Source organism: Bradyrhizobium sp. SOJA106, from assembly GCF_059448745.1.
Genome location: NZ_CM182549.1, coordinates 7,902,974 through 7,924,786 on the forward strand (window position 1 = coordinate 7,902,974; position 21,813 = coordinate 7,924,786).

The following is a 21,813-nucleotide window of genomic DNA, read 5'->3' on the forward strand; positions in this document are numbered from 1 at the left end:
GTTTGAAGATAGAAATATCTACCTTTTGTTGGTTTCCGCCGTTCGGCAATATCAAGCCCACATTCACGGAGCGACGGTACGGCGGGCACTGGAGAATGGACATGAGAAAGCATCTTCTTCTCGGCGTGGCTGCTGTGTTCGTCGGCATCGCTCCCGCGCCGGGCGCGGAGTACCCCACCAAAGCGATCAGCTTCGTGGTGCCGTTTGCGGCAGGTGGGCCGCTCGATTTTCTCGCCCGAGCTGTCGCCGAGCCGATGAGCGAAGCGCTCGGGCAACCTATCGTTATCGAGAATATACCGGGTGCGGGCGGCAGCATCGGCGTCGGACGCTCCATTCGAGCAGCGCCGGATGGGTACACCGTCAGCGTCGGAAACTGGAGCACTCATGTGCTGAACGGCGCGATGTACGCGCTGCATTATGACTTGCTTGAGGACCTGACACCCGTTGCGCTCCTCGCGAGCGCTCCGCAGATCATCATCGGCAAGCGCGACCTGCCGGCCGGCGACTTCAATGGCCTTGCCAACTGGCTGAAAGCGAACAAGGCGAACGTCGGCACCGCGGGCACCGGTTCAGCCAGCCACGTCGGCGGCCTGCTGTTTCAGAATTTGGCCAAGGTCGATTTCGCTTTCATTCCCTACCGCAGCGCGGGTGCGGCGCTGCAAGACCTTGTCGCCGGTCACATCGACCTGATGTTCGATCAAGCCTCGAATTCCCTCGAGCAAATCCATGCCGGCACGATCAAGGCCTACGCAATCACCAGCAGCAGCCGGCTCGCCGTAGCTCCGGACATCCCGACCGTGGACGAAGCGGGATTGCCGGGATTCTATATCTCGGTCTGGAGCGGGCTCTGGGTGCCGAACGGTACGCCGCCCGACGTCATCGCAAAACTCAGCGATGCCGCCGCAAAAGCGATTGCCACACCGGCCTTGCGAAAGCGTCTCGCCGACGTCGGACTGGACCTGCCGCCTCCTGATCGGCAGTCCCCGGCGGCGCTGGAAGCCCTGCAGAAGGCCGAGATTGCCAAGTGGTGGCCTATGATCAGGGCCGCAAACGTCAAGGCCGAGTGACTGCGGAAGTCATTCTTTTTTGTCATTGGAGGTGCATATGCTGTTCGCCAGCAAGGCCAGCGAAGTCCGGCCATAAACCTTTGCCCGAAAGCGGAGTCGGCGACCTGGGGCGCGCGCCTCGTTGGGGCCTTGTGGTTTTGCGGGCGCAGGTGTGAGATGATGCTAGGCACCCGGCAGGCGTCAAGGTGCCGTGGCAGCTTTCATCAGGGAGGCGTAACAATGGCACCAACGGCACCAGGTGGTATCAAGAAGAAGAAGGGTGGCGGAGAGATTACGGTACCGGAATTTGCGATTCCGCCAGATGCTGTTCCCGGCATTGCGCAAGTGATTGTCAATGCATGGAATAACGACGCAAGCCTCGCCAACATTTTGGATCGTAACCCGAGCGGAGCGAACAAAGGGTGCGCCACACCAACAGCCGTCAACCAAGCCACAGCGGCAATCAATGCAGCATTTCCGGGATTCAATTTGAAGCGGGCCGTAATAATCTCGGAAGACGAGCACGATGCGGGATATACGATGGAAACTGCGGACGACGTGGTCTTTGTGCTCCCAAACCCATCCCGCGTGGTTCTCACCGGAACACATCTTCTTGAATCGGCTAAGTTGCTGATGGCCTGCACGCCGAACGGGATCTAGAAGTTCCGGGGCATTGACGTGGGGCCGCGCCGTATCGACGCGGCCCCTTCTATTTAGCTGATCGGCCCCGGCTAGGTCTCACACCATGGCTGCTTCGGGTCAATCGCGTCGACTTGGCCTGATCGACGCCGCGTCGGCGTCGACGCGCCATGCGGAGTTTATCGCGGCGGGCCACCAGCGGTCCTCGATCGCAACCCGCGATGTCCGCAACTCCTGTCGAAGCCGACGTTGGCTGGCCAGCTTCGCACAGTTTCGATTTTTAGAGATCTTCTCGAAGTCCCTTCAAGAATGGGAGCCTACTGGTTCGTCGAGGTGACCAAGGAAGTTCGTCGAGGACTTCGTGACGGAGGTCGACCGCTTTGCATCGCGCCTCGCGGCTCCCCCGAGAGACCAGGGCAATCGCATATGAAAACGGCGTGACTTTTGGCGCTACCGTTTCCACATCGTCATGGCCGGGCTTGACCCGGCATCCACGTCTTCACTCCTGCACAACAAGACGTGGATGCCCGGGACATAGGCGAGCGAAGCGACGCCGTCCTTGCGGACGGATATGCCCGGCATGACGAGTTTGTGGAGCGATCGGCTGCTCACAAGACACATCGAACCTGCAGCATTATCCGCATATGCGATAGCCCTGCCCGAGAGACGCTGGCGCTCCACAACGACGCGTTCCTGGCGACGGCCAGTCCGTCTACCCCGCCCTTCCGCTTAAATCGAAAGCGCGATGAGATCAGGATGAATCGTCATCGCGCTTTAGCATGTTGTTTGCGCATGATCCTTTCGGAAAACCGCTGCGCACTTCGCGCCAACGCAGCCCTCCGGGTCCGGATCATGCTTTAGCGCACGCCGTAGCGTGCGAACTCCTCGACGACGTCCGGCCTTGCGGCCTTCGCGGCTGCGATGTCGGCGTCACCGGATGCGGTCTCGCCGCGCCTGATCTTCGCGAGCCCCCGGCCGTACAGTGCGAGGGCCAAGTTCGGATCGATGCGCAGGGCCGCATCATAGTCGGCGATCGCGGCCTCCAGGCGTCCCGTCCTCAGGTAGGCCAGCGCGCGCGAATCGTAGGTCGCGGCCGTGTGCGCGCCGCCTGCGACGGCCCGGTCGCACGCGGCCACCGCGGCTTGCGGATCTCCCGTGCTCGCCCGGATCCAGCAAAGTCCGCTCCAGGCTCCCTCCAGGTCGGCGTTCAGGCGCACCGCCTCGGCGTAGTCGCGCTCCGCGCGCCCCGGATCGCCCTTCTTCAGCCAGGCCTCAGCGCGGTTGGCGAGAGCCCTGGCGTAGTCCGGCCGCAGGTCGACGGCCCGGTCGAGGTCCTCGATCGCGGCGTCGTAGTCGCCCCTTCTGAGGCGGGCCGCGCCGCGGTTGTTCAGGGACCTGGCGGAGCGCGGGTCGATCGTGATGGCGCTCTCGAAGTCGGCGACGGCGCGGTCGTAGTCGGCCTTCTCGGCATAGGCGATGCCGCGGTTGTCGTAGGCCGTGGCCAGCGACGACGGTCCGCCCCGGCCGGCCTCGATGAAGGCCGAGCAGGCCTCGATCCTCGTCTGCGGCGCAGCGGCGCTGTTGCACAGCTCGATGTTCCGGAACTGCGGCTCGTTCGGCTTCTGCGCCGCCGCTGGCGTCAGCGCCATGAGCAGGAAGGACGCGGCCGCGAGGCGCGCGCTCAGCATCCCCGGCAGACGCCGGTGCCGCGATCGGCCCTGCGCTCCCGGCCCGGGGCCGGCGGGACCGCCGCACGGCGCTTCGGAACGCCGCTCTTGTCGAGTACGCGGTCCTTGCCCTCCTCGATGAGGGTGGCGAACCTGACGCTGCCGTCGTCAGAGACCTCGATATGCGGCGTGGTGCCTCGGATTCCCATGGTCGCCACAGGAGTATCGACCTTCATGTCGCCATTCTTGGCCACGGCGCCGGCGACGAAGGTGACGGTCCCCCTGGTCAGGCTGAAGAGACTCGCGTTCGATTTCGCGTCAGGATCGTAGACGAATTCGTTCAGCTCCATGCTGGCGTTGCTGGACAGGTTGAACGAGCTGCCGTCGGCGAAATTGATGCCGAGCTTGCCGTCGGCCCCGGTCTTGACCACGTCTCCACGGTAGACGGGATCGCCGACCTTCACGCCAGCCTTGTCGTCGGAGAGGACGGCCTGCGCGACAGTCGCGGAGGCATGTTCGACCGCCACCTTGCCGGCGGCGGTCACGATCTTGCCGATAGGCCTGAGGTCGGCGGATCCGCTCTGCGCCGGCACGGATTGAGACCCCGCCAGGGCGAGCCACAGGCCCGCGAGGCTCGCCATCGTCCGTCGTCCCTTCATGCATACGCTCCCCTCGCACGAGAAGAGCCCCATCGAATGATGGCAGAGCGCCGGACGGCGGACCAGCGCCGTCCGGCGGAGTACCCCTTAATAGTCAGCATGGGCTTGCTTTCAGCGCGCGTGAGCTCGCCGAAATGGAGTATTCCCGGGCGCGGTATCGGGGCGGATGTGGCGGCATCACACCATCGAGACGACAACATGCGAGGCCTCGGAATGTCGCCCGCACGGATGTTTGACGACCTCCGCCGGCGGCCGGACGCGCCGCCGCCCGGTAGCCGATTTGGCGCGGCAGTCCTGACCGGCGGGATGTCGTTCGTGGCGCTGATGCTGTCGGCGCTGAAGGAGGCCTGGGGCGCCGATCCCGATCTCGCGCTGTTCGACCGCGGTGACATCACCTACAAAGACTTCGCGCACGGCTCCTTCGAGCTCATCACCAAGGAGGCCGTGCCACGCCACATCATCGTCGATGACCCCGGGCAGACGGTTGTGCTCGAAAGGCACGGGTCGTCGGTCGGCCTCACCCAGGTCGCCAACAACGCCTCGCGGATGGAGGATCTGCAGAGCCAGCAGCAGGACGTGCTCGCGAACTATTTGAAGGAGAACAGGCCGCCCGGATCCAGCACGCCGCCGGGCGAGACAGGCGATCAGTCGCCGCAGCCGATCAACCTGATCGAGCCGGACGTCCCGGCGTTGCAGCACGGGCTGCCCTCGCTCGTGGTCCCCGCGAGCCTCGTCCCGGACCCGCCGCTCCATTCGCCGCCGACGCTGACGCTAGGCGCAGGGGTTGTCGAAATCGACACCTTCAGATTCGACGAGTTCTCCGCGAGCAGCGGCAGCTTCTCGGCCACGAGCTCCAGCTCCGGCGCCGCGCTGACCTTCGGCATCGCCGGCGGGATCGTCGGCGCTTTCACGATCGCCGGCGCGAGCTTCGACGTCGAGAAGCCCGGATCCTTCGGCGTCCTCTACGTGAACAGCCATACCGGCGCTTACACCTACGTTCCGAACGACGACGCCATCAACGCGCTGAAGGCGCCGAGCACCGACAACTTCACGATCACGGCCTCCGACGGCTTCGCATCCGCGAGCCAGACCTTCAGTATCGACATCAACGGCACGGACGACGCGTCCGTGATCTCCGGCGCCACAGCCGGGTCGGTCGCCGCGGTTGCGATGACTTTCGCCGCGGCCTTCGCCGCCAATCACGATGCCTTTGCCGCGCCGGCCGCGAGCGGCACGCTGACGGACACCGACGTCGATGATCCCGCCAACACGTTCACGGCGGTGAGCACCCCGCACGCCAGCGACCACGGCTACGGTACGTTCACCATGACGACCGACGGACACTGGACCTACACGCTGGACGACGCGAACCCGGCGGTGCTGGCGCTGAAGGCTTGCGACACGGCGACCGATAGCTTCACCGTGACCACGATCGGCGGCACGCCGCAGACGATCACGGTGACGATCCAGGGCGCCGACGACCCGTCCGTCGTATCCGGAGACACGCATGGCCGCGTGGTCGAGGCCGGCGGAGTCCACAATTCGGATCACGGCGTCCCGGTCGCGGTCGGCGTGCTGACGGCCATCGACGTCGACGGACCTCCGGACGACTTCGAGGCGGTGCCGTGTCCCGAGACGAGCGATCACGGCTACGGCAGTTTCACGATGACAGCCGACGGCCACTGGACCTACGCGCTCGACAATGGCAATTGCGCGGTCCAGGCGCTCAACGTCGGCGACAGCCTTACCGACAGCTTCACCATGAAGACCGCAGACGGGACCGCGCAATTGGTGACGGTCACGATCGAAGGCAGCAACGACGCGGCGACGATCTGCGGCCAGGCCTACGGACGGGTGATCGAGCCGAGCAACCCCTGCGCCCCGCCGCCGAGCGCCTGCGGCACCCTGACCGACAAGGACGTGGACAATCCGGACGACACCTTCACGGCGACGGCGTGCCCGCAGGCGAGCGAGCATGGCTACGGCAGCTTCACCATGACCGCCGGAGGCGTCTGGACCTATACGCTCGATCCGGCCAATCCGGCGGTCGAGGCCCTGCGATCCTGCGACGTGTTGATCGACTGCTTCACCGTGACGACCATCGACGGCACGCCCCAGGTCGTGACGGTGGCGATCCAGGGCGCCGGCGATCCGCACGAGCAGTCCTTCCATTTCAGGGAGGACGCGGGCCCGCGCGCTCCAGCGAGCGCAGCCGCCGCGCCGCCGGATCCGGTCCCGCCGGACGCCCAGGCGGACGCGCCCGCGGCGCTTCCGACCGAACCCGGGTCGGACGTCTGGCATTTCGCCGGACATTTCGACGGCATCGTCCACGGCGGCCCGCCTCTCCCGGCGCCGCATCACGACTTTATCGTCTGAGAGGCCGGTTTGCCTTCAGGGCTTTGCGTTTTCCGCACCCGCTCTTGTGGTCGCCACGAATCGTATTGCATCCTATTGCACCGGAAACGCGAAGACGATGGACGACCTCCAGCAGCGCCGGCACGAAACTGCCGAGCGCCTCGCGTCATCAACGCGTTGGAGGGATGCTTCCCGTCATAAGTCCAAATTCGCCGCGCGAGACGTGGAACATGTCTCTTGAGGCTGGCCGGTACCCAGCCTACCCCGAAATGGACAGGTGAGTTCTCCCTAAGAGGCATAGGAGAGCGCATAGTCGAGGGCATAACACTGCTGTGCCTTTGCAGCGATACATGGAAGTCACTGATCGGTGGAACGAGAGCAAAGCCTTCGTCCGCAAGCTCTCCATCACGAAAGAAAGTCGAGCGAATTTAGACGCGGGCTCTCAACCAATTGCACTTGCGGCGATGCCAAACCGACAATCGAAGGCCGCAGCGATATTCATGCGACTAGCGACCTCATCAACGAGGCGCAGAGCGCGGTAGGCGTGTCTGCGATACGAAGCCGGGCGTCGGCTTCGGTGCTCACACCGCTCACATACTTTCGATTGGATGACCGCGATGTCGCGCAATGCCGGGCGACATGCCGCGCGAAACGCTTGTCTATTTGACTATCTCAGCAAGTCTACGAGGGAGACATACGATGAGCATCTCGCATCACATTGCGAAAGCCGCAATTATGGGAGCCTTCGCGGTCCTGCTTGCCGCGCCGATGGCTGCGGCAGAGCAAGGCGGACGATACTGGGTGCCGAAAACGACGAGCGCCGGCTCATACTGGAGACCGTCAGCGCAATATTCCGAGCCGACAACAATGACGCCGGCCCCATACCCGGCGCTGACAACGCCCTCAGTTCCAATCTCCGAAATGACCCAGACCAATCGAGCCCCGCAGGGGCGATCGCTAGTGAAAAAAACGACGAAACGGTTCGCTGCCAAACAGCCGCGGAAGCGATCCGCGCTCGAGGCGATGGCCCGGGACGAACCCGCTTCCAAAACGCACCGTTTGATCCTCCAGGTCAACACGAATGACCCTGCCGCGATGAATCTCGCGTTGAACAACGCCACGAACGTTACGCAACATTATGGGGAGCTCGGGGAGAAAGTGAAAATCGAGGTGATCACGTTCGGGCCCGGACTGCATATGCTTCGCGATGACACGTCGCCGGTGAAAGCTCGCATTGAGCAAATGGCGCTGAGCATGCCGGAGATATCATTCAAGGCTTGCGGTAACACCCAACAAAAGATGCACGAAGCCGAGCACAAGGACATACCGATTGTTTCTCAGGCGCAGGTGGTAAAGTCAGGCGTGGTGCGCGTGATGGAACTGCAGGAGACGGGCTGGACCTACGTAAAGCCGTGAGCGGACATCTCTAGTTCGCCCTGGCCGCGGTGAGAAAATTCAGTCCGCTTCAGCAGATCGAAACGGCCGCACCTTACTTTGCAAATGGCGCCGTTTTTTAGATCGCTGCAAGCCGTTTCCTAAGCGCCACTTGCGACATCCCATGCCGAAGCGGACTTACTCTGCTAGATCTTGGACGGTGCGGATGCGTTCGGCACGCTGCGCCAGATCGTCATAGTTCTTGGCAACCTTGCGCAGCGTTTCCCTCGTCTGGCTATGCTCGGCATTGTCCGCCTTTGCACGAAACTCTTCCGCGCGCATCTGCCAATATTTGGGCGGGTGCCAGCGCTCGATACCCATGATGCAAGCTCCCAACTGGTGCATTTCTGTTCATTAATGGACGTTCAGTCCAAGCGTTCCATCTGCTGCAACGCTGCGAGCTAGGGTCAGCCGCGGCCCAACTGCGGACCTCCAAAAAGGATCGGCTTGGTCTGGGGCTTACGGTTCCAGCGCTTCTAGGATTTGGTCTCGGTGCTGGATGAAGAGGTCTTGGCTCGTGCAAAAACTGTGAAGCAGGCTTCTAGCCGCCGTTAAGTCATGGCCGCGACGCGCAAGCTCATCAATGAGATCCTCTTGCTCGGCGATCCGTCGCTCACCTTGGGCAACGTGGCGCTCCGCCTGCTCCAGGTGGCGAAGGTGCATGGCGCGATCAGCAAATAAACGGCGGTGGGGCATGGGACCGCTCCCTGTCAGGCGGGAGCACAATCGGTCTCTCAGCCACCGACGCCTGGCCTAGCCTTAGCCGGTGATGCCCGTAGTATATCCTGACTCGGCCGGGAGCAGAATGCCGCCCTGGGTCAAAAGCGGCGGTCGGGGCAGGTGCCGCCCCGCGTTCGGCTTACTGCCAAACAGCAGATCTCCAATCGGCTGAGCCTTCGTCAGCCAAGGGCCCAACAGGTGACATTCGCAGTGAAAGAGGCCCGCCAACGGAGGCGGCCTTACTCCTTTCGAGATCGCTCCATAACCGTCCGCCAGCATCTGAAGCCGGTCGCGAGAATGCGATTCAGAAGCGTGTTCGGCCGCTCTGCTGTGTTCGGCGGCTAGTCGCGCAAACTTTCCGGCGTCACCGTGGCCGCGCGTGAAGCAAATGGTCAGCAGGCGTGCCGACGCACAATTTGATGACGCTCCTGCTTGCGCAATTCATCGACGAGACGTTCGAGATAGGGCGGCAGCGAAGCTTCGAGAGATAAGTCCCGTTGCAATCGGTCACCCACCTCGTCGCAGATCGACCGCGCCGTCTTACGGTCGATGTGGTCTGATATTCGGGTGGTCGGTTCCATATCGCGACCTTTCGATTTGGCCCCACGATTCACATAAGTTACAGGCGTTGGGAATGTTTCGCGCAGCTTCGAAGGATCCCGATGTTCCGTCAGAGGGGGACGAAGGCTCTAGATCGAAGCCGAGCTGGCGCAGGAGCAGCATTCCCTAGGAGACGTGCCTCGCAAGGTGCGTCAGACTTGCTGCCGTGGTCAGCGCCTGCCAGCCCCCCGTCAACGCAATTCCGCACTCCGGAAGTGGAGGCGTCCGGCACGCGCACCACGAACACCATCACCGTCGCGACTAGCGACCGGTATCTTTCTGAAGGGACGATGAGGCCGCCTTTCGGGGCGGCCTCAAGTGGGGCCGAGTTCTCTCGCGGCCGTCTTCGCGATCTCGTCCGGGTCATGAGTGCCCGCGGCGTCGATCTCGATTACCTTCCGCGCCACGATCTCGCAGACCGGATCGTTGCGATCGACCAAATGTAGTGATTTCAGCGCAGCAGCGAACGCCTGACGGAGTCGTTCAGCGTCTGCCGAGCTGGCATTTCCCAAAAGCCGATTGATCGGCATAGCTTCTAGCCCCGTTAGCCACCCTCATTTCAGGGAGGCTCGCCAAGCGGAATGCTAGCAAGCATTTCAGGTCACTTACAAATCCAATTTGGAGCTTCAGCCCCGAGCAATGGCAGAATGCGGCGGAAAACACGGAAGACAGGGAACGCTTTGCGGATTTCCGAGTTTTCCCGATGCCCTTCCCCAAGAGGGTGACCCCAATCGGCCCCAGCTTCATCCCCTGCCCGGAGCTGGGGCCATTTCTTGACATGAGTTCCGAAATGAAAGCGGCGGCCGCGTAAGTCGACCTTAGTTCTTCGTTAGCGGCTTTTTTGGCTCTTGGGCGGCCATCTCGATATCAACCGCGGGCAACTCGCCCGTGCGGTCCTTCAGGTCGGCCGCTCGCTGGATCAATCCCGACGCAACCTGCGGGTCCTTTGTTGTTTTGGCCATTCGCAGCAGCGTTGCTGCCGCCTCTCGGGCGAAGGAGGTGTAACGCGGCACGTCTTTTTATCCCGTTGAAGTCCCGTGGGATGAGTCAGAAACCCGGACTGCGTTCCGGTGCTTTGTACAAAAATGTACACAGGCGACAAAAAGGCCTCAGCTCCGCGGCTGGAACCAAGCTGAGGCCCGTGTCGGCATCACGTTATCGAGGCATGAACCGGGACGATCAACTTAGCCCCGCCCATTTGGTTCCCGCCGCTTGCAAGGCGAGCGTTCGTTCTGATCATCCCTTCGCGCGGGGGACGCCCGATGTCGGCTCGGGGTGAATCTGCGACTTCGTCCCCGCTTAGGGCTATTTCCGGTCTAACCTACTCGCTCATGCGAGGGTCAGCAGCGGAGCCAGAAGCGGACGTGGGCCAGAACAGATCCATGCTCCAGAGCTAAGCTGCCGAGAACGGCGCGAGCAACCGAGCTTCTATGTTCCTCTAGGGATCAAGCGAGCCGACGTAAGCTGCAAGGGCGATCATATCGTCCTGAGAGAGCTTCTCGACAGTCTCTTTCATGAGAGCACTTGCGCCGCCTGCCCGGCCACCTTGCTGAAACTCGTAGAGTTGGCGCACGATGTAGGTTGGCGAGCGCCCTGCGATTGGTGGAGCGGGGTTGAGGCCCTTCAATTCCGGCCCGTGACAAAGGCTGCAGGCTATGGTGGTCCCCGAGCCACCAGTCCGCGCCAGTGCCTCACCTTTTGTCACGCTTCCAACCGGCACATAGGCCGTGAACGTAGCTCGTGAGTCGCGAAGTTCAAACTGGTCTACATCGTCCGGCATCTCGACGATGCGCTGGCCGAGCGCCTCGGTGCCTCCATCTAAGCTCTTCACGTAAAATAAGCGCGACGGGCCCGTTTTCGGGATCGTCTCGCTCTCCACGACTTTGATAACCCGCTTGGGCTTAAGCGAGGCGAAGTAATCCGCTGCGGCGCGAAGTTCGTCGTCAGTCAGGTCCTTGACTGACGCCAGCATCAGTTGCGTAGAAGGCCTCTGAGGGCCGGACATTTTTCTGGCCCCGCTCTTAAAGGCGGCGATCTGTTGGATAAAATACTCGACTGGTAGGCCGGCGAGGCTTGCATTCTCCGGACCACCGGTCCCCTCGACACGATGACATGATCCGCAAGCGCGAACGTTTGGCTTGCGTCCGTACGCGACGACATCCGGCATCAGAGGATGGGCGTCGGGATGCCAATCGGGCGCCACAAAAAGGTCACGGGCCTGTCTCCAGCTGAATGCGGCGCTACTGCCGGGGAGAGTGTTAGGCCGGTCGTCCGGTGGCGGCACTTTGACATTCGGATCCCACAAAAAGGCCCAGGCAGGAACCTCACCAGGAGCAGAGCCAGCAGATGGAGCAACACTTTGTGTAAACCCATCTCTGCTTGCGTACATCGCCATTGGCAACAGGATCAGCGCATAAAGCAAATTCTTCTTTGCTGGTTTCAAATTTACCTCCTGCAAAAAAGACCTACGTGAATAGGGAAAGCTAAAAAGCAGAGGTCTTCATCTTTTCTCGACCGTCCACCAGTACAAATTGGAAGTGCCGTTCTTGGCTAGGCGAAGCCATTTGCGGCCGCCAAGTGGTCGCAGCCGCTGCGGCCAACGTGATCAACCCGCGCCGCGTCATTGCCGATCCCGCGGTCAGGCGTATAGCTTATTCGCATCAGCAGGTTGGTGGAAGAGCCCGATGTCGCGTTCGGGACAAAATCGGCCTTAGCCACTTGCATCGCCCTGTTCGGGTCACCATCAGCAAGCCGACTTCGCGACGCTATGAGCTAGCGTTAGCCATGGGCCTTGAGCCGACTTGGTCTACCCAGCTGGATCTGTTTCGCCACGGCGGCTAAAGGCAATGCAAGCGTGGTGGGGCCGCGCCGACAACGGAATTATTGGCTTGCCGCCGCAGCGGCAGTCGCCACATATTTCGTGTAGAATTCGGCAACCCGGCCGCGCCACATGCCGACGAACGCCTCTGACGTCACGTTGTCCACCGATTTCCAGGTGCGCTTGAAGGCCGGAAGTGCATTGCCCCAAATCGCGCGTTTGCACCACCGCTCACCCTTCTCCTTGCCTTCGCTGGTGGCGCACATTGATTTCCAGGCGGTGCGAGCGGGACGGCTGATGTGCTCAGCGGCACCTTCCCAGCCCTGCTGATGGATCAGGTAAAGATCGCTCATGTCCGGCGTCCGGTGCGTGATCCACTCGAACTGGACGCCTTCGGTAATGATTTTGTAGGCGGCCGCAACGGCGTTGTCCCGCGGACTGCGAATCTGCCCGAAGCCGAACTTTCCGAACTCATATTGGCTCAGTTGAAACAGGCCGATATACGACCCGGTGCGTTGATTGGGGTTGAAACCGGATTCGATCTTGGCAACCGCCATCATGAAATTGAAATCAAGACCAAACGCGTCGGAAGCGCGCTTGATCTCTTCGGCCGGCGTTCCGACCGAAATGTCCTTGAACGCACGCAAGACGATCTCCGCCGGTTTCTCGGCGGGCGGCAGTTCGGACCAGACGTAGTAGACCAGATAACGGAAATCCCGCGTCGACGCCGCTTTCGGAGCATCGTTGGACGCATCGCGTTCTGGCGGCAACGGTTGGACGACATCCTGTCCCAACGACGCCAATTTTGGCGCGACGGGTTCATCGACGATCTCGGCATCGGCCCTCAACGGCCCGGAACCTGCCGACGTCAGCGCGCCAAGCTCTGCTCTTTCTGCCCGAAGCGCTGCCGCAAGTCTGGCGGATGCCTCTGCGTACAAGGCAGGCGTCACCGTGTTCGCAGGAGCCGCTATGTTCGCTGCCGCTTCCGGCATGACATCCGATACTGTGGCGGCCGGTCTGCTACCGGCGGCCAGACAAAGTCCCACGGATGCGACAACAGCCACGATGCAGCTGGTCTGCCAAACCTTCATCGCCCGAAGTCCACGGATGGCTTCTGTACAAAGGCTGTTCGCATGTTCCTGCGGCCTGTGGATGAGCACTCTTCCTAGAATCTTGCGGTTTAAATGTGGTGAACGGGACCAGGCTTTCTGCCTCGCAAGTCGATGTGTCCTTTGCGTCACAGGTGGTCCCTGGCGGGAGACGCTCGTGGGGTCGGCTATAGGTCAATCTCGTCCGTTCGCTGCGGTCAAATTGGCGTCGGGTTTACCCCTCACGGCCGGCATCGAGGCCTCAGGCGGAATTTGTCGCGATGCGCACGCGAAACGCGGCTCAGGAATTTCCGATCTCATCTCTGTCTGATCTGCCGCTCCAGGCGCAGCGTATGCTCACGAAGGGACTCGTAGATCGGTGCATTGCCCAGCAGCATGGGCAGCAGCATCGCCATGAAGCAGGCGCCCAGCATCGGCAGCAGCATCGTCACGTTGCCCGTCATTTCGGCGACGAGGACGATGCCCGTCACCGGCGCGCGCACGACGCCGGTGAAGAGAGCGGCCATGCCCACCAATGCAAATGCTTCCGGCTGGATCGAGAGCGCCGGGAATGCAACGCGGCAAGCCTGTCCGAACAGCAGCCCGGACTGGGCTCCCAGCACGAGCAAGGGTGCGAACAACCCGCCGGGCGTGCCGGCCGCGTATGAGAGAGCGCCGAGCGCGAATCGGATCAGGAACGCGAACCCAAGGATCCCCGCATTCTCATAGCCGATCAACGCGCGCTGCGTGATCTGATCTCCGCCACCGATCAGCTCGGGCGAGAACCAGGCCAATGTGCCGACGCTTGCGCCGATCAATCCGGCGCGGAGCTCGATCGGCAGCCGTCCAAATCGGTCACGAACCGCGATGGTCGCGAGCAGGGTGCGATTGTATGCGACCGCCAGCAGACCCGCGATGCCGCCCAGGGCCAGGAACAGCGGCGCGGATTCAAACCTAGGATAGCTCAGCGGCGCGACCTGGAAGTCGGGTGCGTCACCGAGCAGCAGTCTTGCGACCGGTATCGCCGTTGCGAGAGCGGCAAGGGCAGCGACGGCAACACGGTGCTCGAACCTCTGCACCAGCTCCTCCAGCACAAACACGAGCCCGGCAATCGGCGCATTGAAGGCCGTTGCAAGGCCGGCGCCAGCGCCGGCCGCCAGCAGCACCCGGGCATCCGCCCAACAGAGCCGGCCGACGCGCGCGGCGAAAACCGCGATACCGGCGCCCATCTGGACGGTCGGCCCCTCACGGCCCAGCGCCAGTCCGGAGCCGATCGCCAGTATTCCGCCGAAGAACTTCACCGGCACCAGACCAAACGGAGCCGGTGGGATCTCCTCACGCAGGACTGCTTCGACATGCGGAATGCCGCTGCCCGAAGCATGTGGCGAGAATTGCCGCACCATCCACGCGGCAACCAGGGTTGCGACGGCGCACGCGCCGACGACGGTGAAGAACCCCCAGACTGCGTGGCCATGGGCCCAGGCGATCATCGCATCGCGCAGACCATCCGCACGGAGAAGTAAAAGCCGGAAGATCGCCCCGACACATCCAGTCGCCGCTCCGACGATGAGAGCCATCGCCGCGAGCCCCAACAGGCTGCGACGTTCGTCTGCGACTTGCCGCTCGTGGTCAGGGTTATGGTCCACAGCCGGTCGATGATCCCGAGGCCTTCGCAAGCGACAATCTTTGCCGAAATCACCGGCGAATGTCCCGAAAAATAGTTCTGACCTGACCGAAGAACTTGCCTCTCCGACCGACACGCGAGGACCTCACCCCAGGTCAAGGTGGCTTCGGATCGACCTTACTTCGCTCGGTCGGTTTTTACCTTGTCGGCCATCATCGCCATTCAGCACGTCGGAAATGGCACAATTGAAAAGTGTATATGCCTCGCACGCCGCCCAACTTTCCTCCAGCCGACATATCGCAAACTCCCGCGATCATGCTTACCTTGGCCTCATGAAAAAAATCGGATTCCTCTCCTTCGGACACTGGATGCCCTCGCCGCAGTCGCAGACCCGCTCTGCCAGCGACACGCTGCTGCAATCCATCGACCTTGCGGTTGCGGCCGAACAGTTAGGGGCGGACGGCGCTTATTTCCGCGTGCATCACTTTGCGCGCCAGCTGGCCTCGCCCTTTCCGCTGCTTGCGGCCGTCGGCGCCAAGACGAGCAAGATCGAGATCGGCACGGCCGTGATCGACATGCGCTACGAGAACCCGCTCTACATGGTGGAGGACGCCAGCTCCGCTGATCTCATCGCCGGCGGACGGCTTCAGCTCGGCATCAGCCGCGGCTCGCCCGAGCAGGTGATCGACGGCTGGCGCTATTTCGGCTACCGGCCTGCCGAGGGCCAGAGCGATGCCGACATGGGCCGCCGCCACGCTGAAGTGTTCCTTGATCTCCTGCGCGGCGAAGGTTTTGCCGAGCCCAATCCGCAGCCGATGTTCCCCAATCCGCCGGGCCTCTTGCGCATCGAGCCGCATTCGCAAGGGCTGCGCGAACGCATCTGGTGGGGCGCCGGCTCGAATGCGACCGCGGTGTGGGCGGCCAAGCTCGGCATGAATTTGCAGAGCTCGACGTTGAAGAACGACGAGACCGGCGAAGCCTTTCACGTGCAGCAGGCTGCGCAGATTCGAGCCTATCGCGCCGCATGGAAGGAAGCCGGCCACAGCCGGGAGCCGCGCGTGTCGGTGAGCCGCAGCATCCTCGCGCTGATGGACGATCGCGACCGCGCCTATTTCGGCGGCGAGCGCGGCGGCGAGGACCAGATCGGCTTCATCGATCCGCGCACCCGCGCGATCTTCGGCCGCTCCTATGCCGCCGAGCCGGACGTGCTGATCGAGCAACTGCGGCAGGACGAGGCGATCGCCGAGGCCGACACGCTGCTGCTGACGATTCCCAACCAGCTCGGTGTCGCCTATTGCGCGCATGCGATCGAGGCGATCTTGACCCATGTCGCGCCCGCGCTTGGGTGGCGGTGAGACAATCCGGGTAAGGGGCCGCGGCGTTCAGTGAGACCTAATCCCCTCACCCGGATCGCATCTTCGATGCGCTCCGACCTCTCGCTACGGGAGAGGTGAAAGGATCCTAAGCGCGTCTCCAGCGTCATGAATCTGAGAACGTGGTCGAGCAGGCGCGTCCGTCTCCTTGTGCGAGGCTTGCGACGACGATCGTAACCGTCGGCTGTCCAGCTTTCGACCGTCGCGAGAATCATGCATTTTCGTCGGCTCAACGTCGAACGTCGATCGTGAATTGGCCGGACACCGCTAGCGCCGCGCCGTCAGCAAGAGCGCAATGACCGCCCGCAACGTGCCAGCGATGGAGACACCGGCCGCCTGCTTCGAGGCGGGCCTTCAGCATCTCCGGGCCGGACGGCATCTCGACGCGCGTGCTTGCTGCGAGCAGGCCCTGACGATCGATGCTGAGCACACCGACGCCCAGCATCTCATGGGGCTGCTGTCTCTCCATGACAAGCACTACAATGACGCCCTGGAGTGGATCGTCCGCGCGATCCGGCGAGCACCCAAGCCCGAATATCTTGCAAGCTTCGGAACGGCATTGCAGCTGCATGGGCGCTTCGAGGAGGCGCTCAACGTCGTCGACAAGGCGATCCAGCTTCGGCCTGGCGACGCCGATTTGTGGCGGCAGCGCGGCGACATCCTCACTCAACTGTCGCGCCTCGAGCAGGCCCTGCCGAGCTTCCAGCACGCGCTCAAGCTCGATCCGCAGCATCACGACACTTTGCGCAAGAGCGGGACTCTCCTCCACAAGCTCGGGCGGAACGAGGAGGCTATCGCCCATCTGGACCTCAGCGACAGGCTGTTCCCGAACCATGCCCCGACGCTGCACGCGCGTGCATGGGTTCTCTACACGCTGAAGCGGTTCGAGGAGTCCGCGATCGAGGGCGAGCGCGCGCACCAGCTCGCTCCCGACCAGGCCGACACCTGCAACAATCTCGGTCTTTCGCTGCGGCGGCTCGGCAGGGATGATGAGGCGTTGGCTTGGTTCGAAAAAGCCATCGCGATAGAGCCGCGCCTGGTGGCGGCCTTCAACAACAAGCTGACCGCGCTCTTCCACCTGCATCGCTTTAACGAGGTCTTCGCGCTGTCCGATCACATGAAGGCGCTCGGGCTGAATGATACGGTAACGGACTGGAACGTGGCCCTGGCTCATCTCCTGACCGGCGATTTCGAAGCCGGCTGGCGCGGGCACCAGACCCGGTTGAAACTGCCTTCGGCGAAATACGCCAGGTTTCCGCAACCGATGTGGCTCGGTGGCGAAGACATCGCAGGAAAGACGATCCTGGTCGCTGCGGACGAGGGGATGGGAGACACCATTCACTTCGTACGCTACGTGCCTATGCTGGCGGCGCGCGGGGCGCGCGTCGTTCTTGCCATCCAGGACCCGCTGCATCGCCTGATGTCGCCTCTAAGCGGCGTATCCCTGTGCGTCCCAATGTCGGCGGCAGGCACGCTGCCGGCCTTCGATTTGCACTGCCCGATATCCAGCCTTCCGCTCGCCTTCGGCACCCGGCTCGATACGATTCCGGCGGACACACCGTATCTGCCCTCGCCTCCGGAGGACCGTATTCAGGCCTGGGGCAATCGTCTTGGTCCTCGAACCAGGCTCCGCGTCGGCCTCGCCTGGTCCGGCGATCCGGGCCATGTCAACGATCACGCGCGCTCGATTCCGCTGCGGACGCTGTCCCGTATCCTCGACATCGATGCCACTTTTGTCAGCCTCCAGAAGGCGCCGCGCCCGGGCGACGCCGCGGTGCTGCGGGAGAGAAGCGACATCGTCGACCTGACCGCCGACCTCACCGATTTCAGCGAGACCGCCGCGTTGATGAGCTGTCTTGATCTCGTGATCACCGTCGACACCAGCATCGCTCATCTGGCCGGCGCCCTTGGCCGTCCGACCTGGCTCCTGCTGCCATGGACGCCCGACTATCGCTGGCTGCTCGAGCGAACAGACAGCCCCTGGTATCCCAGCATGCGGCTGTTCCGGCAGACCGAGACCCGGGAATATGAGAGTGTGCTCGATCGTGTCAGGGACGAATTGCGCGCACGGGCCGCCTCATTTGGATCCTGCACGCACTAAATGTGGTCTTTCAGGAGCCTCACCGGCGATTGAGCCGGCGGTGATTTACTTGCGCGGCGCCAGCTGCAGCTCCATCAAGGCGATCCGCTGGAGGTCAGCGACGTTACGTTCGCCCGCACCGGCGGTGCGGAGGATGGATTCGGCGAGCGCGTTGACATGCGAGGAATGCACGGGCTCCGGCAGCGTCGCAACCGCAGCTTCCAGGGCGGCGGTCATGAGCTCGATCACCTCGGGGGAAAATGCAGCGTTGGAAAAGTTTTTCATCGCATCGGCCGCATGATCAACGTCGGGAAAAAGTGGAAGTTCCCCGCGTGGCGCCGGAAATCCCCACGCCAGGCCGTCCTCACTTCGCCACTGCGACGAAACACTGCACCTGACGATGTGAACTGATGCCGGGGCTAGCGCATTTGGCGTCCGTTACGTTGCTGGGCGCTCGGGTTCCTTGCAGCGAAGGGAGTTCATATGCCAACCAAGCCGACCATCGCGCGCATCTGGCGCGGCCGGACCTGCCGCGACGTCGCTGACGCCTACCAGGCCTATCTGCAAGCCGAGGGCATTCCCCCGCTGATGAAGACGGCCCTGGGCGTGCAGCAATTGCGCGAGGACCGCGATGAGGAGACGTGGTTCACGACGATCTCCTACTGGGCCGACGTCGCGGCCATGGCCGCCTTCACCAAAGGCGAGCCGAACAAGGTGCATCATCTCGCGCGCGATCCGGAATTCCTGATCGAGCTGCCGGCGCGCATCGAGATCCATCGCATTCTCATCGACGAACAGGGTCTGCGCTGAACGCCAGCGACGGCGTGGAGCTGACCCGCGCCGCCGCAGCGAGTCTCCGGCCCGGAGTGCCGAACCTATTGCACCTCGATGTTCGCGTCCTTGACCAGCTTGCGCCAGCGCTCCTCCTCCTGCGCGACGTAGCGATCGAGCTCTTGCGGAGCGCTTCCGATCATGATCAGCTCCTGCGCCGTCGTTCGCGCGATGATGTCGGTGCCGCCGCCGGCCGCGAAGGGCACCACGATCTTGATGATCTTCTCGGGAAATTCGGCCCGCGCCGGCGCCGCACCAACCCCCGCCGCGACCGGCAGGACGGCACAGGCGAGGATGGCGAGGTTCAGCCAGCGCCGCACGGCGAAACCCTTCCCGCGAGCGCCGTCGTGATTGGTGAGTTCGCCAAAGGCCATCTGGAGCTCCATCCGATCTTGTTCAGACATTGAGAACAACCAATCCATCGGCTGCCTTCACGCCCTGGCCCGCCGGCAGCACGAAGACCGGATTGATCTCGGCTTCCGCGAGGCGCTCGCCGAGCTGCGCAACCATGCGCGAGAAAGCGACGATCGTTGCGGCGAGCGCTTCGACATCGCATTTCGGCCGGCCCCGAAAACCGTCCAGCAGCGGCCATGTGACGAGATCGCGCGCTATCGCTCGCGCCTCGGCGAGGCTGAGACCGCCTTCCGGCGGAAGCAGACGCATCGTCGTGTCCTTGAACAGTTCGGCGGTGACGCCGCCCGTTCCGAGCAGGATCGCGGTGCCCAGGGGATCGCGATGCATGCCGAGAATGATCTCGACGCCGCTCGACACCATCTCCTGAACCAGGAAGCGTTCAGGCCGCTTGCCGGCTCTTGCCTCGACTCGTCAGCCATCGCCAGCAGGCGGGCGCCAATCGTCTCGACCGTCACATTGACCGCGACGCCGCCGACGTCGCTCTTGTGCGCGATCTCGCGCGAGAGAATCTTGAGCACGACCCGGCCACTGAGGTCGCGCGCCGCCTGCTCGGCTTCGCCTGGTGTTGCTATCACCTTCTCTGCAACGACCGGAATACCGAAGCGGGCGAAGAGTGCTTTCGCCTGCGCCTCATCCAGCGATCCCGCCGGAAAGTCGCTGATATCGGACGTCGCCGCGATCGAGCCGGATGTCTGGATCTCGTTCGGCATTCCAGCCTGCAAAAGCCCGTCGAGTGCAGCGGCGCAGCTCTCGGCGGAGGTGTAGGCCGGGACACCGCGCCGGGTGAGGACGGAGACCACGTCGGGCGCGTAGGGGCTCACATAGGCAATGACGGGCTTGTCGCTGAGCGGCAGGCAATCGTGGATAGCATCAGCCATCAGAGCCGGCGATCCCACCGCCGACGACCCGGCAATGACCGCCAGCGCGTCGTAGGAGGGACTTGCGAGCAGGATCTTGATCGCGGCGCGCAGCAGGTCCGGCTGCAGGCCGGCCAGGGTCACGTCGATCGGGTTGCGATCGAGCGCGGCATGCGATCCTGACTGCAATGCGCGCAATTGCGCGGCCGTTTCCACATCGGGGGCGGGCGTTGCGAAGCCTGCGACGCCGAGGCCTGTGGTCGCCTTGCCACATGAGCAGGCGCGTTGGTCCGGCAGCATGGTCGCATCTGGCCGTGTTTGAAACGCCAGCCGCTTCCGATTGGAAGTCACTATCAAAGGCCCTTGAATGCCGCGCAATTTCCTGCGGCAAGTGGGCGCCGGGATATCTCACTCTCAATGGAGCGATCGTTGGTTATTGGCGACGAATTGATTGCGTTGGAGCTTTCCAGCTCGGCGTCGCCGAACGAGACAGGACCGACGCCTTTCACGAGGTCTATGGCCGCGAAATTCTGAAGCTGGACATCGAACCTCTGCCCGAGACGACGCTCCAGGTCGACATGAACCTGCGCGCGTTACCCGGAATGTCCGTAGCTATGGCGACCGTTTCGCCGATCGTCTGTCGCCATACCAAGTCGATGATCGACAACGTTGATCCGGTGATAGTGCTTAATCTCGAGGGGACTGCGAACGGACGATTTCGTAGTCTGTCGAACGGCTGCCGCGACGAAGCTTAGCCGGGTCTTCGCACGTAGAGCGAGATAAACCGGTCGATCATCGGGTTGATCTGCTCCGGCACTTCCAGCGACAGGAAATGCCCGGAGCCGACGGCTTTGGCCGTGACCAGTTGCGGGCACAGCGCCGCAAAACGATCCAGATCCGCGAGCCGATGGGCCGCTTCGATGTAGAGCACCGGGACCCGGCACGCCTGCGCGCACTCACGCGCGCGATGCACATCCCAAGGGAACAGACTTGTAAACGTGGATACCAGCACGTGCTGCGGCGTCGCCAGAAAGGTCTGTTCGACATGGGCGCGGCATCTGTCGGTCGGCAGACAGGAGTCCTCCACGATTTTCCGGACCTCGTCCGCAAAATCCGCACCCTTCAAGCCCTCCAGATACCCTGTAAAGACCGCTCCTGCCGAGGCCGGGAAGAGCACCCCTGAATCGAGCAGCACCAGGCCCGCAGGAAAGTCCGGATAGCGGGCGGCGATTTCGAGCGCCATGTTGCCACCCATGCTTTGACCCACGATGACCGGCCTTGTGATCTGCTGTCGGTTGCACAGAAAGACGAGATCATCGGCGAAGCCTTCGATTGAATACGCCTGTTGCGGCTTGTCGCTCTCGCCATGTCCCCGCAGCTCGGCGTTCAACGCCCGACCTTGACGGGCGAAATATTCCATCTGCGGCGCAAAATGCGTGCGATCCCCGCCCAGGCCATGGACGAACAGGAATTCAAGCGGTCCCGCCCCGGCGATGTCGAAGGCCAACCGGATGCCGTCATGCACGACTTTCATGGGTCATCTCCGTATTCACCGATATGCCCAGACGTCTCTCTGGCGAATACCTAGTCTAAGTGACGGACCCCGGC

23 protein-coding genes and 1 pseudogene are annotated in these 21,813 nt (G+C 62.8%); 9 read left to right on the top strand and 15 right to left on the bottom strand.

What is annotated here, in order from left to right:
* The first annotated feature begins 134 nt into the window (after positions 1–134).
* Entirely contained in the window at positions 135–1,067 is a 933-nt protein-coding gene (locus AC5V87_RS37330) for a tripartite tricarboxylate transporter substrate-binding protein (protein ID WP_495369445.1), read from the top strand.
* Positions 1,068–1,286: 219 nt separating this feature from the next.
* On the top strand, positions 1,287–1,706 hold the full coding sequence (locus tag AC5V87_RS37335; protein ID WP_456842164.1) for a hypothetical protein: 420 nt from the start codon (positions 1,287–1,289) through the stop codon (positions 1,704–1,706).
* An 836-nt stretch (positions 1,707–2,542) separates the two neighbouring features.
* On the opposite strand, the gene AC5V87_RS37340 is transcribed toward AC5V87_RS37335, so the two are convergent.
* Both AC5V87_RS37340 and AC5V87_RS37345 read right to left on the bottom strand, forming a co-directional pair.
* Positions 2,543–3,373 (bottom strand): tetratricopeptide repeat protein, encoded by an 831-nt coding sequence (locus AC5V87_RS37340; protein WP_456842163.1) that lies wholly within the window; start codon positions 3,371–3,373, stop codon positions 2,543–2,545.
* Positions 3,367–4,011, bottom strand: coding sequence for a FecR family protein (locus AC5V87_RS37345; RefSeq protein WP_495369446.1), 645 nt, complete (start codon positions 4,009–4,011; stop codon positions 3,367–3,369). Before AC5V87_RS37345 ends, AC5V87_RS37340 begins: the two co-directional genes overlap by 7 nt.
* 36 nt (positions 4,012–4,047) lie before the next feature.
* On the opposite strand from AC5V87_RS37345, the gene AC5V87_RS37350 reads away from it, so the two are divergent.
* Together AC5V87_RS37350 and AC5V87_RS37355 are read left to right on the top strand one after the other, a co-directional pair.
* Entirely contained in the window at positions 4,048–6,387 is a 2,340-nt protein-coding gene (locus AC5V87_RS37350) for a VCBS domain-containing protein (RefSeq protein ID WP_495369447.1), read from the top strand.
* A 678-nt stretch (positions 6,388–7,065) separates the two neighbouring features.
* On the top strand, positions 7,066–7,782 hold the full coding sequence (locus tag AC5V87_RS37355) for a DsrE family protein (RefSeq protein WP_456842160.1): 717 nt from the start codon (positions 7,066–7,068) through the stop codon (positions 7,780–7,782).
* Positions 7,783–7,938: 156 nt separating this feature from the next.
* Here the strand turns inward: AC5V87_RS37355 and AC5V87_RS37360 are convergent, their stop codons facing one another.
* On the bottom strand, positions 7,939–8,121 hold the full coding sequence (locus AC5V87_RS37360; RefSeq protein WP_456842159.1) for a hypothetical protein: 183 nt from the start codon (positions 8,119–8,121) through the stop codon (positions 7,939–7,941).
* 237 nt (positions 8,122–8,358) lie between these two features.
* Here AC5V87_RS37360 and AC5V87_RS37365 point away from each other — a divergent pair, with 237 nt between their 5' ends.
* Positions 8,359–8,481 carry a hypothetical protein gene (locus AC5V87_RS37365; RefSeq protein WP_456842158.1) on the top strand — a complete coding sequence of 41 codons (123 nt, stop codon included), beginning with the start codon at positions 8,359–8,361 and terminating at the stop codon, positions 8,479–8,481.
* Between the two features lie 431 nt (positions 8,482–8,912).
* Here AC5V87_RS37365 and AC5V87_RS37370 read toward each other — a convergent pair whose 3' ends face one another.
* From AC5V87_RS37370 to clcA, 7 genes are all read right to left on the bottom strand, one after another.
* Positions 8,913–9,101 (bottom strand): hypothetical protein, encoded by a 189-nt coding sequence (locus tag AC5V87_RS37370; protein WP_456842157.1) that lies wholly within the window; start codon positions 9,099–9,101, stop codon positions 8,913–8,915.
* A 333-nt stretch (positions 9,102–9,434) separates the two neighbouring features.
* Positions 9,435–9,650, bottom strand: coding sequence for a hypothetical protein (locus AC5V87_RS37375; RefSeq protein WP_456842156.1), 216 nt, complete (start codon positions 9,648–9,650; stop codon positions 9,435–9,437).
* A 288-nt stretch (positions 9,651–9,938) separates the two neighbouring features.
* A complete protein-coding gene (locus AC5V87_RS37380; protein ID WP_456842155.1) occupies positions 9,939–10,133 on the bottom strand; it encodes a hypothetical protein in 195 nt (64 codons plus the stop codon).
* A 425-nt stretch (positions 10,134–10,558) separates the two neighbouring features.
* The gene (locus AC5V87_RS37385) at positions 10,559–11,563 is read right to left on the bottom strand and encodes a c-type cytochrome (RefSeq protein WP_495369448.1); all 1,005 of its coding nucleotides are present in this window, start codon (positions 11,561–11,563) and stop codon (positions 10,559–10,561) included.
* A gap of 107 nt (positions 11,564–11,670) precedes the next feature.
* Positions 11,671–11,838: a hypothetical protein gene (locus AC5V87_RS37390; protein ID WP_495369449.1), complete on the bottom strand. Its 168-nt coding sequence runs from the start codon at positions 11,836–11,838 to the stop codon at positions 11,671–11,673.
* 162 nt (positions 11,839–12,000) lie between these two features.
* Positions 12,001–13,029, bottom strand: a complete 1,029-nt coding sequence (locus AC5V87_RS37395; protein WP_495369451.1) for a transglycosylase — start codon at positions 13,027–13,029, stop codon at positions 12,001–12,003.
* Positions 13,030–13,343: 314 nt separating this feature from the next.
* Entirely contained in the window at positions 13,344–14,786 is a 1,443-nt protein-coding gene (gene clcA / locus AC5V87_RS37400) for a H(+)/Cl(-) exchange transporter ClcA (protein WP_495369452.1), read from the bottom strand.
* Positions 14,787–14,982: 196 nt separating this feature from the next.
* Between clcA and AC5V87_RS37405 the strand changes: the two genes are divergently transcribed.
* Both AC5V87_RS37405 and AC5V87_RS37410 read left to right on the top strand, forming a co-directional pair.
* Positions 14,983–16,005, top strand: coding sequence for an LLM class flavin-dependent oxidoreductase (locus tag AC5V87_RS37405; protein WP_495369453.1), 1,023 nt, complete (start codon positions 14,983–14,985; stop codon positions 16,003–16,005).
* 313 nt (positions 16,006–16,318) lie between these two features.
* Positions 16,319–18,124, top strand: coding sequence for a tetratricopeptide repeat protein (locus tag AC5V87_RS37410; RefSeq protein WP_495369454.1), 1,806 nt, complete (start codon positions 16,319–16,321; stop codon positions 18,122–18,124).
* Between the two features lie 45 nt (positions 18,125–18,169).
* Here AC5V87_RS37410 and AC5V87_RS37415 read toward each other — a convergent pair whose 3' ends face one another.
* Positions 18,170–18,388, bottom strand: a complete 219-nt coding sequence (locus tag AC5V87_RS37415) for a hypothetical protein (protein WP_235547971.1) — start codon at positions 18,386–18,388, stop codon at positions 18,170–18,172.
* A gap of 198 nt (positions 18,389–18,586) precedes the next feature.
* Here AC5V87_RS37415 and AC5V87_RS37420 point away from each other — a divergent pair, with 198 nt between their 5' ends.
* Positions 18,587–18,913, top strand: coding sequence for a hypothetical protein (locus AC5V87_RS37420; RefSeq protein WP_495369455.1), 327 nt, complete (start codon positions 18,587–18,589; stop codon positions 18,911–18,913).
* 65 nt (positions 18,914–18,978) lie between these two features.
* Here the strand turns inward: AC5V87_RS37420 and AC5V87_RS37425 are convergent, their stop codons facing one another.
* The 3 genes and pseudogenes from AC5V87_RS37425 to AC5V87_RS37435 all read right to left on the bottom strand — a co-directional run.
* Positions 18,979–19,338, bottom strand: coding sequence for a hypothetical protein (locus AC5V87_RS37425; RefSeq protein ID WP_495369456.1), 360 nt, complete (start codon positions 19,336–19,338; stop codon positions 18,979–18,981).
* Positions 19,331–19,708 (bottom strand): acetate--CoA ligase family protein, encoded by a 378-nt coding sequence (locus AC5V87_RS37430; protein ID WP_495369457.1) that lies wholly within the window; start codon positions 19,706–19,708, stop codon positions 19,331–19,333. Before AC5V87_RS37430 ends, AC5V87_RS37425 begins: the two co-directional genes overlap by 8 nt.
* Before the next feature lie 107 nt (positions 19,709–19,815).
* A pseudogene (locus AC5V87_RS37435) lies at positions 19,816–20,505 on the bottom strand (acetate--CoA ligase family protein); the annotation flags it as partial.
* A 14-nt stretch (positions 20,506–20,519) separates the two neighbouring features.
* Between AC5V87_RS37435 and AC5V87_RS37440 the strand changes: the two are divergent.
* Positions 20,520–20,960 (top strand): hypothetical protein, encoded by a 441-nt coding sequence (locus tag AC5V87_RS37440; RefSeq protein WP_495369458.1) that lies wholly within the window; start codon positions 20,520–20,522, stop codon positions 20,958–20,960.
* On the opposite strand, the gene AC5V87_RS37445 is transcribed toward AC5V87_RS37440, so the two are convergent.
* Positions 20,957–21,739 (bottom strand): alpha/beta fold hydrolase, encoded by a 783-nt coding sequence (locus AC5V87_RS37445; RefSeq protein ID WP_495369459.1) that lies wholly within the window; start codon positions 21,737–21,739, stop codon positions 20,957–20,959. The genes AC5V87_RS37440 and AC5V87_RS37445 overlap by 4 nt on opposite strands.
* Positions 21,740–21,813 lie beyond the last annotated feature (74 nt).